Below are 16,428 nucleotides of genomic sequence, written 5' to 3'. Positions count from 1 at the left end.
AAGGATGACCATGCTTCAGACAAAACTGACCGCCGCTGAGACGGTTGAAACCTTGGCGCAGGACACCGGCGATCTGGCAGAGGGCCATGTGCGCCTGCGCCTTGCGGTCGCCAGCCTGTGTGGCACCGACCTGCACTACTATGCGCATTTCGCCAACGCCGGGTTTTTGCTGCAAAACCCGGTGACGCTGGGCCATGAGGCCTGCGCCTATGTGGTCGATCCGAACGGATCTGACCTGCGCGTGGGGCAGTTGGTGGCGTTGAACCCGATCATGAACTGTAAGGTGTGTGAGGCCTGCCAGCGGGGCGAGGAAAACCTGTGTACGGCGAAGAAATTCCCCGGCTCGGCCACCACCGTCCCGCATCTGGACGGGTTTTTCCGTGAGGTGATCGACCATCCGGCGCGTTGCTGCCGCCCGGTGGCGGATGGGGTGAACCCGCGCCACCTGACCTTTGCCGAGCCGATGGCCTGCGCGCTGCATTCCCTGAACAAGGGCGGGGTTTCTGCCGGCCAGCACGTGCTGGTGACAGGCTGCGGGCCGATGGGATTGCTGGCGATTGCGGGCGCGGCGGCGCGCGGCGCGCATGTGACGGCGCTGGACCTGCGGGCAGGGGCGGTGGAGGTCGCGCTGAACGCGGGGGCCGAGACCGGGCTGGTCATCGGTCAGTTTGATGAGGGGGAGATCGAGAAACGCTTTGACGTGGTGGTCGAGGCCTCCGGCGCGATCCCGGCGTTCAACACCGCGTTGAAGGCCGTCAAACCCAAGGGCCGCGTGTCGATCCTGTCGAACATCCAACTGCGTGAGGCGCAGGTGATGCTGCATCTGGTCATGCTCAAGGAGATCGAGATCGTGGGCTCGTTCCAGTTCAACCGCGAATTCGAAGAGGCGGTGCAACTGGTCGAATCCGGCGCGGTGAATTTCGACGCGCTGACGGCGGCGACCTATCCGCTGGAGAGGGCAGGGGAGGCGCTGGCGCAGATGGCGGCGGGCGGGGCCTTTGGCAAGATCCTGCTTCTGGGTGAGCGTGTTTTGTCGGACGAAAATTAGAAAATACGCCGTGTGTTGACAGGCGCGACCAAAATTAAGCATAAGCTGTGCAAGTTTGGTCATACCAAAATGCACTTCGTCCGGAGGGGCCCGAGGGAGGGATGTTATGGACACCTATGATCACATCGTCGTCGGTGGAGGCTCTGCCGGGTCGGTGGCGGCATCCCGGCTGGTCGAGGGCGGGGCGCGTGTGCTGCTGCTCGAAGGCGGGCATCACCATCGGCATCCGCTGCTGGACATGCCGCCGGGCGTGTTCAAGCTGCTCAAGAACGGCTCCAAGTTCTTTCAAATCCACAAAAGCACGCCGCAGCCGCAACTGGGCGGACGCCAGACAGAGATCCCGCAGGGCAACGTGCTGGGCGGCGGATCGACGGTCAACGGACAGGCCTATGTGCGCGGGCGCCCGCAAGATTACGATGCATGGCACGCGGTGTTGCGCGGTGGCAATGACGGCGTCAGCTGGGCCTGGGAGGACGTGCTGCCGCATTTCAAGCGGCTGGAAGGCAACCGCACATTCAACGATGAGTTCCACGGCAGCGATGGTCAGTTGGTGGTGTCGGACCCCGGCCATATCGACGATATGGCGCGCTGGTTCGTGCAGGCGCTTCAGGCGCAGGGCGAACCGTTCAACCCCGATTTCAACGGGCGTAAGCAGCGCGGTGTGGGGTATTTTCAGTTTACCTATAATCAGGGACAGCGGGTCTCTGCCGCCTATGCCTTTCTTGATCCGCTGAAGGATAACCCGAACCTGACCATCAAATTACAGGCGCGAGTGCGCCGCGTGGTGATCGAAGAGGGCCGCGCCGTGGGCGTCATCTGGCGCGATGCGCAGGGCGCAGAGCATGAGGCGCGTGTCAGCGGTGAGGTGCTGCTGTCGGCGGGGGCCTTTGTCACGCCGAAACTGTTGATGCTGTCCGGGATCGGCCCGGCGGAGCATCTGCGCGCAAACGGGATCGAGGTGATCGCCGATCTGCCCGGCGTAGGCGCGAACCTTCAGGATCATCCGGACGTGTCCATCGTGGCGCGGGCCAACGGGCCCTATGGCTATTTCGGGCAGGATCGCGGCTGGAACATGTTGCGCAATGGGCTGGAGTTCAAACTGTTCGGGCGGGGGCGCATCACCACCACGGGGCTGGAGGCTGCCTGTTTCGTCAACCCGACAGACCCCGAGGCGCTGCCCACGCATGAGGCGTACTGCATCCCGGTGATGTACCTGAACCCCGAGCAGGCGAAGACCATCAAGGAAAGTCACGGCGTGTCGATCCAGATGGTGCTGCTGAAACCGGAATCGCGCGGGACTGTGCGGCTGACGTCGGGCGATCCCGATGCCCCGCCCGAGGTGAATCCCAACTTTCTGTCCGATCCGCAGGACATGGCCGAGATGATCAAGGGGCTGCGGTATTTTGGTCAGACCATGCAGACCCGCCCGCTGGCCGACAAGCTGGCAGAGGTGGTTGCCCCAACAGACTGGTCCGATGCCGCGCTGGAAGAGCACTGTCGCCGGGTGGTCAAGACCAACTTTCACCCCGCAGGCACCGCCAAGATGGGGGCCGAGGGCGACGCGATGGCGGTGCTGGACGCGCGCATGCGGGTGCGTGGAATCAGCGGTCTGCGGGTCTGCGACATGTCCGCCGTGCCAGAGATCCCGGCCGGAAACACCAACGCGCCGGCGATGGTTCTGGGCGACCGCTGTGCCGATATGGTGTTGGGAAGGCTGTAGTTTGGGCCTTCCAAAATAAGAAAATCATCAGACAACGCGCGAATTTTGCGCCGATAGCTTGACAAATCCACCGAAACTCTGCCGTATGGCTTAACTTTGGTACGACCAAAATGATCCGAGGACAAAATGCCTGACCTGTCGCGCCTGATGCGGGAAAAGAACATCATCTTCGTCACGCTGGCGCTGTGTCTGGTGTTTTACATGATCAGCCCGCGCTTTCTGAGCCTTGACAACATGTCCGCCGTATCGCGCCAGATCGTGCCGATTGGCCTGATCGCGCTGGGGCAGTTCTTTGTCGTCGTATCCGGCAATATCGACCTGTCGATGGGCATGGGATCGGTGCTGTTCGCCATCGTTCTGGGCGTGTTTTTCGGCCTGACCGGGGGCGTCGCGCTGGGGATCGTGGCAGTCATCGTCTGTTCCTTGGCGCTGGGGTTTTTCAACGGGGTTTTGGTGGCCAAGCTGAAGCTGCCCGCCTTTATCGTCACCCTGTCGATGCTGTTCTGCGCGCAGGGTCTGTCGGGCCTGATCATCCCGCGCGGACAACAGATATTCCTGATGGGCGGCTTTTTCCGCTTTGTCGGGGCGGAAAAGTTCATGGGCCTCTACTGGTCCTTCCTGTTCCTTGTCGCGCTCTTTGTGCTGGCCTGGGTGGTCTACAACCACACCCGCTGGGGCGCGGCGGTGATCGCCGTCGGCAACAGTGAGGAAAACGCGCGGCTGGCCGGCGTGAACGTGGACCGGGTCAAGATCGGCGTGTTCATGTTCTCGGCCCTGTGCAGCGGATTTGCCGGGATCATGCTGTCAAGCCGCATGGGCTTTGTGCAGCCGGGGCTGGATGGCAACGGGCTGCTGCTGGACGGGATCGCGGCAATCATCATCGGCGGCACGCTGATCCTGGGCGGGCGCGGCACCATCGGCGGCGCGTTCTGGGGGCTGCTGTTCATCGGCATCATCAACAACGCGCTGAACCTGCTGAACGTCGAGGACGTCTGGCATCAGGTGTTCAAGGGCGCGGTGATCCTGGCCGCCTTGGGGGCCAACTGGATCCTCTGGCAGTCCCGCCAGATCGAGGCGCACTGATCCGCGCCACACAAGAGTTCAACATGGAGGAGGACGACTATGACTTTCAAGACGGGGACTTTCAAGACAGGACTACTGGCCGCGACGGCGCTTGCCACCCTTGGCGCACCGGTGCTTGCGGCGGATGACACGCTGGACATCGTGTTCATCAACGACGGCCACGTGGCCCCCTATCACGTCGCATGGCTGAGCGGGTTCGAGGACGCGATCGAAGCCTATGACGAGGCATTCGCCGACATCAAGGTGACAGGCCGCTGGCTGTCGGCCGAAGGCTCGCTGGAGAAGATGATCCAGCAGACCGAGGTGACGATCAACGAAGGCCCCGACGTGATGTTCGTCAACGCCATCAACGTCGACGCGTTTGAGCCGCTGGTGGCCAAGGCGCAGGCGGCGGGGATCACATGGATCGCCGTGCATTCGCCGATGGACAGCGCCGACTACAGCTTTACCCTTGGGGACGTTGTGAACGGCACCAATCAGGGTTTGGCCATGTGCGCCCTGTCGGGTGGTGAGCCCTACAAGGTGGCGATCATGCTGGGCCAAGCGGGCAACCCGTCCGGTGAGGCGCGCCACGCGGGCATCCTGAAGGGCATCGCGGCCTGTGACAACGTCGAGGTGGTGGCCGAACAGCCCGCCGACTGGGACACAGTCAAGGCGCAGTCCATCGCGGAAAACTGGCTGACCCAGTTCGAGGATCTGGACGCGATTTCCGGCGTGACGGATGCCTATATGTATCCCTCGATCGCCATTGCCATGAATAGTGGCAAGGAACTGGATTTCTTCGGCTATGACGGCGACATCCCGATCCTGCAACAGATGCAGGCCGGATCGGTCAAGGCGGATATCCTGCTGTCGGGCACGCGCGAGGGCTGGAACTTTGTCCAGATGGCGTATCGCATCCACAAGGGTGAGACGCCGGACAAGGTCTATGACTTCTTCACTCCGCTGGTGATGACCGAAGAGAACCACAAGATGGCGCTGGCCAACGGGTTCCCCGAGGATGTGCAGGTCTACTACGTGGATCAGGCGCTGGACGTGGCGGCGAAGGGCTATCTCGAATTTGGCCCCGAGTCCGTCAAGTAAGGCAAGCGGGCGGCAGGTTTTGCCCTGCCGCCCCATTTTTCCGGAAAGACAGCCATGACCACCACCACAGCCGCAGCGCCCGCGCGCCCGCGCAAGGCGATGGACAGCCTGACACAGCGTTACCTTGTGCTGGTCGCGCTGATCGTGATCGCCTCTGTCGGGTTCAGCCTTGCCAACGACAATTTCTATTCGCTTGCCAATATCGGCATCCTGCTGCGGTCCATCGCGGTGCTGTTCCTTGTGTCGATGGGCATGACCTTCATCATGCTGACCGGCGGCATCGACCTCAGCGTGGGGTCCAACGTCGCCTTTTCCGGCGGGGTCGGGGTGATCACGCTGACCACCACCGGCAGCGCGCCCTTGGGGTTTGCGGCGGCCATCGTGGCGGGCATGTTGATCGGCGCGGTCAACGGGGTGTTCATCGGGCGGCTCAGGCTGTCGGCCTTCATGGTGTCGCTGGCGACATTCGCCTTGGCGCGCGGTCTGGCGCTGGTGATCTATGACGCGGATTCGATCAACGTCTCTAACACCACCTTCCTGTGGCTGGGTGGGCAAAGCTGGGGCACTATGCCGGTGGTGATCCCCTTTGTGGCGCTGGTGTTTGGGGCGCTGTCGGTGGTGCTGTACCGGTCGACCTTTGGCCGCGATGTCTATGCCGCCGGGTCCAATATCAACACCGCCTTTGTGCTGGGCCGCAGGCCCGACCGGACGCTGGTCTGGGTCTATGTGCTGTCCGGCGCGCTGGCCGGTCTGTCAGCGATCATCACCGTGGGGCGCGTGTCCTCTGGCCAGCCGTGGACCGGGCTGTATCTGGAGTTTGACGCGATCACGGCGGTGATCCTTGGCGGTACATCGCTGTTTGGCGGGCGCGGGCGGTTGCTGGGCACCATCCTTGGCGTGCTGCTGTACGGGATCATCATCAACGGATTGGTCCTGACCGGCACCAACCCCTATTTGCAAAGCCTCATCAAAGGGTTGATCCTGTTGGGTGTGGTGCTTTTGGATACCATCGTTCAGCGGAGGCAGGCGCAATGACCGAACGGCTGGATATGCTGGGCATCGGCAAAAGTTTCTTTGCCACACGCGCCCTTGATAACGTCGATTTCTCTTGCACGGCGGGTGAGGTGCACGCGCTGGTCGGCCTGAACGGCGCGGGCAAATCGACGCTGATGAAGATCCTTGGCGGGGTGTATCAGCGCGATGAGGGCGAAATCCGCATCAACGCCAAGCCCGTTGAGATCACGGCCCCCGCGGATGCCGGAAAGCACGGCATCGCGATGATCCATCAGGAACTGTCGCTGATCGGGGAATTGACCGTCGCGGGCAATATCTTTCTGGGCAAGGAAATCCGCCACAAGGGCACGCCGTTTCTGAACAAGCGCGAGATGGCGGCGCAGGTGCGGGCGCAGTTGGACCGGTTCGGGCTGAAACTGGACCCGCACAAGCCGGTGCGAGAGTTGAATTCGGGCGAGAAACAGATCGTCGAGATCATTCGCGCGCTGATGTCCGACGCCTGGCTGATCGTGATGGATGAGCCGACTTCGGCGCTGTCCGAGGAAGACAAGGAAATGCTGTTCGAATTCATCCGCCGGATGAAGGCGGAGGGCATCGCCATCATCTATATCTCACACCACATGCCAGAGATTTTCGGCATCGCCGAAGAGGTGACGGTGATGCGGGACGGGGTGATTGTCCTGTCCGAACGCATCCCCGACACAACCGAGGATGCGGTCATCAAATCCATGACCGGGGCAGAGCTGGACCAGTTCGTGAAGCCGCACAAGCAGATCACCGGCAAAGTGGTGCTGTCGGTCGACGGGCTGTCCAGCCCCGGCAATTATGACGGTGTGACGCTGGACGTGCATGAGGGTGAGATTGTCGTGCTGACCGGGTTGCGCGGCTGTGGTGCGCCGGAACTGGCCAAGGCGATCTTTGGTCTGGATGCGGGGTATTCCGGGCAGGTCAGCTATTTGGGCAAGACTCTGAAACCCGGTCGCGGGCCAGCAGTGGCGGTGCGGCAGGGTATGGGGCTGGTGACGGAAAACCGGGACAAGAACGGCATCCTGCCGCCCTTGTCGGTGCGCGATAACATTGCGCTGCCGTTTCTGGAAAAATCCGTACGTGGCGGGTTGATAGATGGCGCGCGGATTGACGGTATCGTCGCCAAGGCGATCAAGGACACATCGACCAAGACATCGTCGCCGGATCAGGAAATCCGCTTTCTGTCTGGCGGCAACAAGCAAAAGATCTGTTTTTCGCGCTGGCTGGACGAGGATCTGAAACTGTTGATCCTGCTGGAGCCGACGCGCGGCATCGATGTGCACGCCAAGGCCGATATCTATCGCATCATCGAGGATCTGGCGGAGCGCGGCGTTGGCATCCTGATCCTGTCTTATGAAATCGACGAAGTGCTGATGTTGGGCGACCGCGTGCTGACGATGTATCAGGGCGCGACCGTTCAGGAATACGCCTATCCGCATTTCGACAAGGACCGGATGCTGGCCGATATGGCCGGGGCCGGTCACGCGACCTGAAGGATTCCAGATGTTCTACAAGTGCTTTATCGACAATGACTGGGTCGAGGCGTCCAATGGCGCGCGGATGGATGTCAGCAACCCCGCCACGGGCGAGGTCTGGGCCGAAGTGCCCGCCTGCACCGGGGCCGAGGTAGAGCGCGCTTTGGCCACTTCGCAGCGGGCGCAGAAAGACTGGCAGATGCTGCCGCCGGTGGAACGCGCCGCCTACCTGTATCGCATCGCCGAAGGCATCGAACGCGAACGCGATCTGTTCGAGGAACTGCTGGTCAAGGAGCAGGGCAAACCCCGCGCCGAGGCGGCGGGCGAAGTCACCGATACCATCCGTTACATGACCTATTCCGCCGAGGCCGCGCGGCGGCTGCGCGGCGATATCCTGCCCTCTGACAACCCGCGCGAGCAACTGTTCATCTACAAGGTGCCCTATGGCGTCACGCTGGGTCTGTGCGCCTACAACTATCCGCTGGCGCTGATCGGGCGCAAGGTGGCCCCGGCGCTGGTCACGGGCAACACGATGATCCTCAAACCGCATGAGGCCACGCCGGTCACCGCATCCGTGTTTTGTCGCGTTGTCCAGGAGGCGGGCGTGCCTGCGGGTGTCATCAACATGGTGACAGGCACCGGGGCAGAGGTCGGCGCGCCGCTGGTTCAAAGCCCGATTGTGCGGATGATCACCCTGACCGGCTCGATCCGGGCGGGGCAGGCGATTGCCCGCGCCTCGGCGCAGAACATCACCGCGCTGTCGCTGGAACTGGGCGGCTCTGCGCCGTTTATCGTGCTGAAAGACGCCGATCTGGATAAGGCGGCGGCAGCCTGTGCGACGGCACGTTTCGCCAATGCCGGACAGGTCTGTATCTGCTCAGAGTCGGTGCTGGTCGAAGAGGCGGTCGCCGATGCCTTTACCGAAAAGCTGCTGGAACACGCCGCCAAGGTAAAGCTGGGCGATCCGGCCACCAATGGGGGCATGGGGCCGATCACCACCGCCGACGCGCTGGCGCGGGTCGAGCGGATCGTGGCGGATTCTGTCGCGGGGGGTGCCACCGTGGCCTTGGGCGGCAAAAGGCCCGAAGGCATGACCGGCGGCCATTGGTATGAACCGACCGTGCTGACCGGGGCGACGCCCGACACCGCTGCCGTGCGCGAAGAGATCTTTGGCCCTGTGCTGCCGGTGGTGCGTGTGGCGGATTACGAAGAGGCGCTGCGTGTCGCCAATGCCCGCCCCGATGGTCTGTCAGCCTATCTGTGGACGCAAGACCCCGGGATCTACATGGATGCGATCCAGCGGCTGGAGGTGGGAACGATCTTTCTCAACTCCGGGATCACCGGACTGGTGCAGGGCTATCACAATGGCCACAAGCTGTCCGGCGTCGGCGGTGAGGACGGGATGCACGGCATCGAAGGTTATCTGCAAAAACGGACGGTGTATCAGGCGTTCTGAGGTTTCAGACGTCGCCAAAGGTTGCCCGCACCTGTGCCCAAGCCTTTGTCAGGTGGTCGCGCAAACTGGCCTCGGCGGCGTCAGGATCGCGCATCAGGATGGCGTCAAAGATCGCCTTGTGCGCGTCATAGTTCATCTGGTTACGCTCTGGCAGGCGGGGCATCTGCGACCATTGCGGGGCAAGCCACGTGGTATAGGCGCGGTGGATCGCAGGCAGGACGGGGTTTTGCGGGATCTGGTACAACACGCCGTGAAAGGCGTTGTCGGTGCGGTAAAATTCCTCACTGTCGGGAATGGCGGCGGCATTCGCGTCGAGTGCGGATTTCAGTGCGGCGATGTCGTCCTTTGTCGCCTGCTGCGCGGCCTGACGGGCCAAACCGGCCTCGACCATGATGCGGGTATCAAAGAGGTTCTTCACCCCGCCGGGTTCCAGCAACAGGTGGCTGACAATGCTGCCGACCGCGTCAATAGCGGCGTCAAAGCCGGGTTTGCGCACCACCGGGCGATGGCGCGGCAGCGCCTCGATCAGTCCGCGCGACGACAGGGTGCGGACCGCCTCGCGCACAACGGTGCGCGAGATGCCGTATTCCTCCATCAGGTCGCGTTCGGGCGGCAGCGGCTGGCCATCGGGCAGCACGCCCGTGCGGATGCGTTCCGCAATGCTGAGCACCACATGATCGGCGGCCCGCCCGTGTTCGTCTTGCTGCGCCATAGTCTGGTCCTGCTTTTGGCGGGAAGCCCGCGTTTCCTATTTGGACTGACAGCGATGGGGAAGTCAATTTCCTGACTTTTGGTACGACTAAAAATGCAGAATTTCCAGAGAAACATTGACACTCCCCTGAAATCCCGCCTAAATGCCGCAATCTTGGTATGATCAAAGTGACCGGAGCCTTGTGACATGACACACCCTGCATCCGACGCGCGTATTGCCCGCGTCTCTGTCCGGCTCTTTGATGTGCCGCTGGCCGAGGTGCTGAGCGATGCCAAACACGGAGATCATACGCATTTTGAGCTGATCTGCGCCACCGTCACCTTGGACGATGGCAGTGAGGGTACGGGATACAGCTATACCGGCGGCAAGGGCGGGCGCGCGATTGCCGCGATGATCGAACATGATCTTGCGCCGTTTCTGGTCGGCAAATCCGCGACAGATGTCGAGGCGCTGTATGACGCGATGCAATGGCACGTGCATTACGTGGCGCGCGGCGGCGTGGCGTCTTTTGCGATTTCGGCGGTGGATATCGCGCTGTGGGACCTGCGCGGCAAACGCACGGGCCAGCCTTTGTGGCAGATGGCGGGCGGCGCAGGCAACCGCTGTCAGGCCTATGCGGGCGGGATCGACCTGAACTTTCCGCTGCCGAAACTGCTGGACAGCATTCGCGGCTATCTGGACCGGGGCTTTAATGCGGTGAAGATCAAGGTGGGCCAGCCGACGCTGGCCGAGGACGTGGAGCGGGTCCGGGCTGTGCGCGAATTGATCGGGCCGGATGTAAATTTCATGGTCGATGCGAATTATTCCATGAGTGAGGCGCAGGCGATCGAGGCTGCGCGGGCCTTTGCCCCATATGACCTGACATGGTTCGAAGAGCCGATCATTCCCGACAACTACAAGGGCTATGGCCGGATTGCACAGGAAACGGGTATGCCGCTGGCCATGGGGGAAAACCTGCACACGCTGCATGAATTCGAATACGCGATAGAGGATTCTCGTCTGAGTTTCCTGCAACCGGATTCGTCCAACTGTGGCGGCATCACCGGCTGGTTGCAGGTCGCCGCCTTGGGGCGCGCGCATGGCATTCCGGTCTGCAGCCACGGGATGCAGGAGTTGCACGTCAGTCTGGTGTCGGGGCAGGGCCTTGGCTGGATCGAGGTGCATTCATTCCCCATCGATACCTACACAACCCGCCCCTTGGTCGTCGAAGATCACCGCGCCGTGGCACCCGATACGCCGGGCACAGGCGTGATTTTCGACTGGGACAGATTGCAAGCCGCTCATGAGGAGATGCACGGATGACAAAGATTGATGCCGCCTTTTATCGCGGCAACCGCACCTTTACCGTTGAACAGGCCGACGCCCCCGCGCCCGGCCCCGGTGAGGTGCAATTGCGTATTGCCTATTGCGGCATTTGCGGCACCGACATGCATGTGTTCCATGGCAACATGGACGCCCGCGTCGGCCTGAACCGTATCGTCGGGCATGAAATGTCCGCCGTGGTCGCGGCGGTCGGTGAGGGCGTGACCAATGTTGTGCCCGGCCAGAACGTGGTGGTGCGCCCGCTTGACCCTTGTGGGGATTGCCCGGCCTGCAAGCGTGGGCATTCCCACATTTGCCACAACCAGAAATTCCTTGGCCTTGATACCGATGGCGCGATGCAGGAACTGTGGAACGCACCCGCGCATACACTGCATATCCTGCCCGACGGGATGCGGCTGGACCATGCGGCGCTGATCGAACCCGTTGCCGTGGCCTGCCATGACGTGCGGATGGCTGCTGTTCAGCCGGGTGAGGACGTGGTCGTCATCGGTGGCGGCCCGATTGGTGTACTGGTGGCCATGGTCGCGCGCGAGGCGGGCGGCAATGTGATACTGTCCGAGGTCAATGAGACCCGGCTGGAGATTGCGCGCAAGCTGGGCTTTGACACGGTGAACCCGGCCAAAGAGGATCTGAAGGCGGTGATCGAGGAACGCACCGGCACCAAGGGTGCCGATGTGGTGTTCGAGGTCTCCGGCTCTCAACCCGGTGTGGATGCCATGACCGCCGTTGCCGCCACCCGTGCGCGCATTGTCATGGTGGCGATCCATGCCAAGAAACCGCAGGTGGATATGTTCCAGTTCTTCTGGCGAGAGCTGAAACTGATCGGCGCCCGGGTTTATGAGCCTGAGGATTATGACAAGGCTATCGCCCTTGTGGCCGAGGGCAAGATCGACGCGGAAACGGTGATCACCGACGTCAGCCCGCTGGCCGATATTCAAAAGGCGTTCGAATCGCTCGACGCCAGCCCGACAGCCCTGAAAAGCCTTATCAAGGTGGGAGACCCTGAATGACCGTCCTTTCAAGCTTTGACCTGAGCGGCAAGACCGCCGTTGTCACCGGCGCCAAGCGCGGCATTGGCCGTGGCATGGCAGAGGCGCTGGCGCAGGCGGGGGCGGATATCGTCGGGGTCAGCGCGTCGCTGGCACCCGGATCGGACGTGGAGCAGGCGGTCACGGCGCTGGGGCGGAAATTCACCGCCTACCAGTGCGATTTTTCCGACCGCGCGGCGGTGACAGCCTTTGCGGCACAGCTTGAGGCGGATGGCGTCAAACCCGATATCCTGATCAACAACGCCGGCACCATCAAGCGCAAGCCGGCGGCAGAGCACCCCGACGACTGGTGGGATGAGGTGATCGAGGTCAACCTGTCGGCGCAGTTTGTCCTGTCCCGAGAGATCGGGCGCGGCATGGTCGAACGGGGCAGCGGCAAGATCATCTTCACCGCGTCATTGCTGACCTTTCAGGGCGGGATCACCGTGCCGGGCTACGCCGCGTCGAAGGGCGGGATCGGCCAGTTGACCAAGGCGCTGGCCAACGAATGGGCGGGCAAGGGCGTGAACGTGAACGCCATCGCGCCGGGCTATATCGCCACCGACAACACGCAGGCGCTGCGCGAGGATCCGGAGCGGTCCGAGTCGATCCTTGCACGGATTCCGCAGGGACGGTGGGGCACGCCCGCCGATTTTGGCGGACCGGCGGTGTTCCTGTCCTCCGCCGCGTCGGACTATGTCAACGGCGAGATCCTTGTGGTCGACGGCGGCTGGATGGGGCGCTGAGCCGCGTTCCGGCCTGAACGTCTGAACACACCAGAGGCATTGACCGGCCTGTGTACCCAGATGCCATAGGCGGCCATTCCCAAAGGCTCTGTCATTGTCTGACCCGTTTCACGGTTGCAAAATCTGACGCAGGACGCCAGCGGCCTCAAGCGTCAGATCGCCGATGGTCACGGGTTCAGAGGTGTAATTGAACCAAAAGCGTTCGCCTTCGCAATCGCGCAGGCGAACGCCATCCGGCAGGTCCATGGTCGCGATGCCCGCTGTTGCGCAAACCCTGCCAACCAGCCTTCGTAACGCGTCCGCATCCAGCCACGCACCAAGATAGGTCGTTTGCCGGTTTGCCATCGCCGCAACAGTGCCATCCGTGGCCCGCTCTACGACCAGAGCGCTGCCTTCCAACGCCTCACGGTAGAGTTGCACATGCCCGCCATCGGCAAGCGCGATTGGCATGTCCGGGCGCAGGCTTTCGGCATAGGAGACCGTCACATCCAGACCCGGAATATTCGGCGGTAGTGGCACCGGTATCGCCATTTCCCCGTTGCGGGCACCGCTTCGCGGGCCGAAAATCACCTGTGCATCACTGGCCACAAGCGCCGATTTCAGCGCGTCTGACATATGCATCAGACCCGGCGCGGCAATCACCCGATACCCAGAGAAATCCACGGTATCCGGCGGCAGGATGTCAATTGACAGGCCGAGACTGCGCATCGCGCGATAGGTGTCGAACACCAACCCGAAGTAACTGAGACCTTCGCCATGCGGTTGGGTGGCCCAGGCAAAATCTGCGTCATAGTCAAAGATCAGGGCTACAGCAGCGCGGCCCTCGGGCACATCCGGCGCATCCTTCAGTTCTGCAAAAACCTCTCGCGCCTCATCCAGCCCCGGCGCGTCGACACTGTCGGGGCGCAACAGGCCGGAGTGCATCTGCTCTTGTGCCAACGGAGCCTGACGCCAGCGAAAATAGCATACGGCCTCGGCACCGTGGGCAAAGGCCTCCCACGTCCACAGGCGCACCATGCCGGGCAGGGGGGCAGGGTTGTAGGGTGCCCAGTTGACCGGGCCGGGCTGCTGTTCCATCACCCACCAACGCGCCGGTCTGTCCTGTCCGCCGTTGGCGCAGGCGCCAACCGCACGATACAGATCGTGATGGAACGCCTGAAAATCCGGATCACCCTGCCGCGCAAAGGCGCGTTGCCGGGCGGCGTCGGCCCCGACCCGATCTTCGAGGAACCCCAGCGGATAGCTGTCCCAAGTCGCGATATCGAGGTCCGCACCAACCTTGAAATGGTCGAAATCGGTGATCCGCCCCATGTAGTTATGCGACAGCGGCGCGCCGGAATGGGTGCGGATGATATCTGCCTGCAATCGGTTGAACGCGACCACCTGATCCGAACTGAACCGGCGAAAGGCCAGCGTATGTGCAGGGTTGGGTTCGGTCACGGTCAGGTTGGGCAGGTCGATCTGATCAAAGCTGGCGTAGTCCATCGACCAGAACACATTGCCCCAGTCAGAGTTCAGCCGCTCTACAGTGCCATATCGGTTGGCCAACCAGCCCCGGAACGCGACGCGGGCGGCGTCGCTGTAGGACAACGTGGTATCGTGACAGCCATATTCATTGTCGGTCTGCCATGCGGCGACATGAGGGTTTTGACCGTATCGCTGTGCCAGCTTTGTGACGATGGTGGCACATTCTGTCCTGTAACCTTCGTGGCTGAAACAATAATGCCTGCGTGAGCCAAAGTTGCGCGCGCGGCCCTGCGCATCGACGGCCAGCATATCGGGGTGACGGTCGATCATCCAGCGTGGCGGCGTGGCGGTCGGCGTGCCAAGCACGACACGCAGGCCAGCCGCACCAAGAACGGCAATGGCATCGTCGAGCCAGTCGAATTCGTACTGTCCCGGCTGCGGTTCCAGCCGTGACCAGGCAAATTCGCCAATGCGCACCCATGTCAGGCCAGCCTCGGCCATGCGGTGGGCGTCTTCCTCCCAGATCGCGCGAGGCCATTGTTCGGGGTAATAGCAGGTGCCAAGGGTACGTTTCATCATAGGAACACCCGATGTTCTGCCTGGCCCTGGGTTGGCGTGCGTGCCTCCGTAGCCGGGGCGGCAGAGGTGACAAACAGCGTGGTCAGATCCGGCCCGCCAAGGGCAGGGCAGGTCATCTGCTCGGCGGGAAAACAGAGGACACTCATCCGCCAAAGACCTCGTCAAACACAGCGACCATGCGGGTGGCGCGTTCGCGGATGTCGGTCGCGGTCAGTCCCGGTTTGTACAGCGCGCTGCCGATGCCGAACCCGTCCGCGCCGGCGGCCTTCCATTCGGCAAAGTTTTCCGGCCCGGCCCCGCCGACCGCCAGCACTTCGGTATCTTTGGGCAGCACCGCGCGGATCGCTTTGACACCTTCGGGGCCGATCAGAGTGCCGGGAAAGAATTTCAACCCGTCGGCACCGTGGCGCAGCGCGGAAAAGCATTCTGTCGGGGTCAGAACACCGGGATAGGACAGCATTCCGGCGGCTTTGGTTGCCTCGATCACCGCCGGGTTACAATCGGGTGACACGACCAGCGCGCCGCCCGCATCCTTTAACCGGGTCACATCCTCGGGGGTCAGCACGGTGCCTGCCCCGATCAGCGCATCCGCGCCATAGGTTCGCGCCATTTGCCCGATGCTGTCGAACGGATCCGGCGAATTCAGCGGTACTTCGATCTTGGTGATGCCGCATTCGATCAGGGTTCCGGCGATCGTCAATGCCTCTGGTGGGGTGATCCCGCGCAGGATCGCAACGATGTTTCGTGTCATCTTGTGGTTTCCTTCCAGCCGACATACGCGGCGTTGAGCCCGGCCAGCGTCATGGCATCGCCCGCCACCAATTCCGCTTTCGCTCCCTGTTGATCCAGCGCGGTCTGATACAGACTGCACAGCTTTGGATCGCCCAGCAACGCGATCCGCTGGCCCAGCCAATAAGGCCGCGCCCCCGCCAGTTCGAGACCGATCAGAATGCCCGACAGCCGCGACCGCGCCATTGCGGCGGACATGTCGTTGACCAGCGTTTCCGCCCGCAGACCGAACAGTCGCGCGGACAGGGTCTGCGGCTGGTCAAGCGTATCGCTGACCGCATCGGCAAATGCTGCCGCGTCCCAATCGTCGCTTTGAACCGAATGGCGCAGGACCGATTGACCCGACAACAACGCAAAGAGTTCGCCCGTCATGAAGGTGGCAAAGCTTTTGACTTCGCCGGCGCTGATTTGGGCCCACTTGGTGTGCGTGCCGGGCAGACACACAATACCGTCGAAACCGGGGTTTTCGGCAATAAACCCAGCGATCTGAGTTTCCTCGCCGCGCATCACATCGGTGGGCGCGGTCTGTTTCATACCCGGCAGGATCAGCGGCGCGATCCGGGGGTCGTTTGCGATGACTTTGGTCGCCTGCGCGACACCCGGCGGGGCGCAGGGAACGGTCACATAAACCGCCTCTTGCCAGCCTTGCCGCGCGCCGACCATACCGCAGCAGATCACAGGAACCGGAACCGGGCCGCCGCCCAGATAGGGCGCGACCAGTTCCAACAGGGCCGGTTCAAAGCCGGTCGGTGCCAGCGTCCCCATGCCCTTGTCCGAGCTTTTCTGCGCAATCAGCGCGTTTCCCGGGCCAAAAACCCATGCGCGCAGATTGGACGTGCCCCAATCCACCGCGATCCATTCCGCTGTAGCCATGGCGC

Annotated in this window: 15 protein-coding genes; 10 read left to right on the top strand and 5 right to left on the bottom strand. The window is 62.5% G+C overall.

Annotated features, from left to right (window positions below; all coding sequences use genetic code 11):
* Window positions 1-10: 10 nt before the first annotated feature.
* From VOI21_RS23655 to VOI21_RS23625, 7 genes are all read left to right on the top strand, one after another.
* Complete coding sequence (locus tag VOI21_RS23655; protein ID WP_323772438.1) at window positions 11-1,048, top strand: alcohol dehydrogenase catalytic domain-containing protein; 1,038 nt, start codon at window positions 11-13, stop codon at window positions 1,046-1,048.
* Window positions 1,049-1,154: 106 nt separating this feature from the next.
* Entirely contained in the window at window positions 1,155-2,768 is a 1,614-nt protein-coding gene (locus tag VOI21_RS23650; RefSeq protein WP_323772437.1) for a GMC family oxidoreductase, read from the top strand.
* Window positions 2,769-2,894: 126 nt separating this feature from the next.
* The gene (locus tag VOI21_RS23645) at window positions 2,895-3,851 is read left to right on the top strand and encodes an ABC transporter permease (RefSeq protein ID WP_323772436.1); all 957 of its coding nucleotides are present in this window, start codon (window positions 2,895-2,897) and stop codon (window positions 3,849-3,851) included.
* A 39-nt stretch (window positions 3,852-3,890) separates the two neighbouring features.
* Window positions 3,891-4,934, top strand: a complete 1,044-nt coding sequence (locus tag VOI21_RS23640) for a sugar ABC transporter substrate-binding protein (RefSeq protein WP_323772435.1) — start codon at window positions 3,891-3,893, stop codon at window positions 4,932-4,934.
* Between the two features lie 54 nt (window positions 4,935-4,988).
* Window positions 4,989-5,969 (top strand): ABC transporter permease, encoded by a 981-nt coding sequence (locus tag VOI21_RS23635; protein ID WP_323772434.1) that lies wholly within the window; start codon window positions 4,989-4,991, stop codon window positions 5,967-5,969.
* Complete coding sequence (locus tag VOI21_RS23630; RefSeq protein WP_323772433.1) at window positions 5,966-7,468, top strand: sugar ABC transporter ATP-binding protein; 1,503 nt, start codon at window positions 5,966-5,968, stop codon at window positions 7,466-7,468. The genes VOI21_RS23635 and VOI21_RS23630 overlap by 4 nt, the downstream gene beginning before the upstream one ends.
* 10 nt (window positions 7,469-7,478) lie before the next feature.
* A complete protein-coding gene (locus VOI21_RS23625; protein WP_323772432.1) occupies window positions 7,479-8,906 on the top strand; it encodes an aldehyde dehydrogenase family protein in 1,428 nt (475 codons plus the stop codon).
* Window positions 8,907-8,910: 4 nt separating this feature from the next.
* Here the strand turns inward: VOI21_RS23625 and VOI21_RS23620 are convergent, their stop codons facing one another.
* Window positions 8,911-9,618: a FadR/GntR family transcriptional regulator gene (locus tag VOI21_RS23620; protein WP_323772431.1), complete on the bottom strand. Its 708-nt coding sequence runs from the start codon at window positions 9,616-9,618 to the stop codon at window positions 8,911-8,913.
* A 186-nt stretch (window positions 9,619-9,804) separates the two neighbouring features.
* Between VOI21_RS23620 and VOI21_RS23615 the strand changes: the two genes are divergently transcribed.
* From VOI21_RS23615 to VOI21_RS23605, 3 genes are read left to right on the top strand one after another with little or no spacing between them, the layout of a single operon-like run.
* Window positions 9,805-10,920 (top strand): mandelate racemase/muconate lactonizing enzyme family protein, encoded by a 1,116-nt coding sequence (locus VOI21_RS23615; protein WP_323772430.1) that lies wholly within the window; start codon window positions 9,805-9,807, stop codon window positions 10,918-10,920.
* Entirely contained in the window at window positions 10,917-11,951 is a 1,035-nt protein-coding gene (locus tag VOI21_RS23610; protein WP_323772429.1) for a zinc-dependent alcohol dehydrogenase, read from the top strand. The genes VOI21_RS23615 and VOI21_RS23610 overlap by 4 nt, the downstream gene beginning before the upstream one ends.
* A complete protein-coding gene (locus tag VOI21_RS23605; RefSeq protein ID WP_323772428.1) occupies window positions 11,948-12,715 on the top strand; it encodes an SDR family oxidoreductase in 768 nt (255 codons plus the stop codon). Before VOI21_RS23610 ends, VOI21_RS23605 begins: the two co-directional genes overlap by 4 nt.
* Before the next feature lie 108 nt (window positions 12,716-12,823).
* Here the strand turns inward: VOI21_RS23605 and VOI21_RS23600 are convergent, their stop codons facing one another.
* From VOI21_RS23600 to VOI21_RS23585, 4 genes are read right to left on the bottom strand one after another with little or no spacing between them, the layout of a single operon-like run.
* A complete protein-coding gene (locus VOI21_RS23600; protein WP_323772458.1) occupies window positions 12,824-14,758 on the bottom strand; it encodes a beta-galactosidase in 1,935 nt (644 codons plus the stop codon).
* Window positions 14,758-14,907, bottom strand: coding sequence for an SMP-30/gluconolactonase/LRE family protein (locus VOI21_RS23595; RefSeq protein ID WP_323772427.1), 150 nt, complete (start codon window positions 14,905-14,907; stop codon window positions 14,758-14,760). Before VOI21_RS23595 ends, VOI21_RS23600 begins: the two co-directional genes overlap by 1 nt.
* Window positions 14,904-15,512, bottom strand: coding sequence for a 2-dehydro-3-deoxy-6-phosphogalactonate aldolase (locus VOI21_RS23590; RefSeq protein ID WP_323772426.1), 609 nt, complete (start codon window positions 15,510-15,512; stop codon window positions 14,904-14,906). Before VOI21_RS23590 ends, VOI21_RS23595 begins: the two co-directional genes overlap by 4 nt.
* Window positions 15,509-16,423 carry a 2-dehydro-3-deoxygalactonokinase gene (locus tag VOI21_RS23585; RefSeq protein WP_323772425.1) on the bottom strand — a complete coding sequence of 305 codons (915 nt, stop codon included), beginning with the start codon at window positions 16,421-16,423 and terminating at the stop codon, window positions 15,509-15,511. Before VOI21_RS23585 ends, VOI21_RS23590 begins: the two co-directional genes overlap by 4 nt.
* Window positions 16,424-16,428 lie beyond the last annotated feature (5 nt).

The organism is Antarctobacter sp. (assembly GCF_034670325.1).
Classification (GTDB): domain Bacteria; phylum Pseudomonadota; class Alphaproteobacteria; order Rhodobacterales; family Rhodobacteraceae; genus Antarctobacter.
This window is presented reverse-complemented; position numbering and strand designations above follow the sequence as displayed.

Bases quoted from the DNA above. Each gene is read 5' to 3' on its own strand.
- VOI21_RS23655 (WP_323772438.1), top strand. From the start codon at position 11: ATGCTTCAGACAAAACTGACCGCCGCTGAGACGGTTGAAACCTTGGCG.
- VOI21_RS23650 (WP_323772437.1), top strand. From the start codon at position 1,155: ATGGACACCTATGATCACATCGTCGTCGGTGGAGGCTCTGCCGGGTCG.
- VOI21_RS23645 (WP_323772436.1), top strand. From the start codon at position 2,895: ATGCCTGACCTGTCGCGCCTGATGCGGGAAAAGAACATCATCTTCGTC.
- VOI21_RS23640 (WP_323772435.1), top strand. From the start codon at position 3,891: ATGACTTTCAAGACGGGGACTTTCAAGACAGGACTACTGGCCGCGACG.
- VOI21_RS23635 (WP_323772434.1), top strand. From the start codon at position 4,989: ATGACCACCACCACAGCCGCAGCGCCCGCGCGCCCGCGCAAGGCGATG.
- VOI21_RS23630 (WP_323772433.1), top strand. From the start codon at position 5,966: ATGACCGAACGGCTGGATATGCTGGGCATCGGCAAAAGTTTCTTTGCC.
- VOI21_RS23625 (WP_323772432.1), top strand. From the start codon at position 7,479: ATGTTCTACAAGTGCTTTATCGACAATGACTGGGTCGAGGCGTCCAAT.
- VOI21_RS23620 (WP_323772431.1), bottom strand. From the start codon at position 9,618: ATGGCGCAGCAAGACGAACACGGGCGGGCCGCCGATCATGTGGTGCTC.
- VOI21_RS23615 (WP_323772430.1), top strand. From the start codon at position 9,805: ATGACACACCCTGCATCCGACGCGCGTATTGCCCGCGTCTCTGTCCGG.
- VOI21_RS23610 (WP_323772429.1), top strand. From the start codon at position 10,917: ATGACAAAGATTGATGCCGCCTTTTATCGCGGCAACCGCACCTTTACC.
- VOI21_RS23605 (WP_323772428.1), top strand. From the start codon at position 11,948: ATGACCGTCCTTTCAAGCTTTGACCTGAGCGGCAAGACCGCCGTTGTC.
- VOI21_RS23600 (WP_323772458.1), bottom strand. From the start codon at position 14,758: ATGAAACGTACCCTTGGCACCTGCTATTACCCCGAACAATGGCCTCGC.
- VOI21_RS23595 (WP_323772427.1), bottom strand. From the start codon at position 14,907: ATGAGTGTCCTCTGTTTTCCCGCCGAGCAGATGACCTGCCCTGCCCTT.
- VOI21_RS23590 (WP_323772426.1), bottom strand. From the start codon at position 15,512: ATGACACGAAACATCGTTGCGATCCTGCGCGGGATCACCCCACCAGAG.
- VOI21_RS23585 (WP_323772425.1), bottom strand. From the start codon at position 16,423: ATGGCTACAGCGGAATGGATCGCGGTGGATTGGGGCACGTCCAATCTG.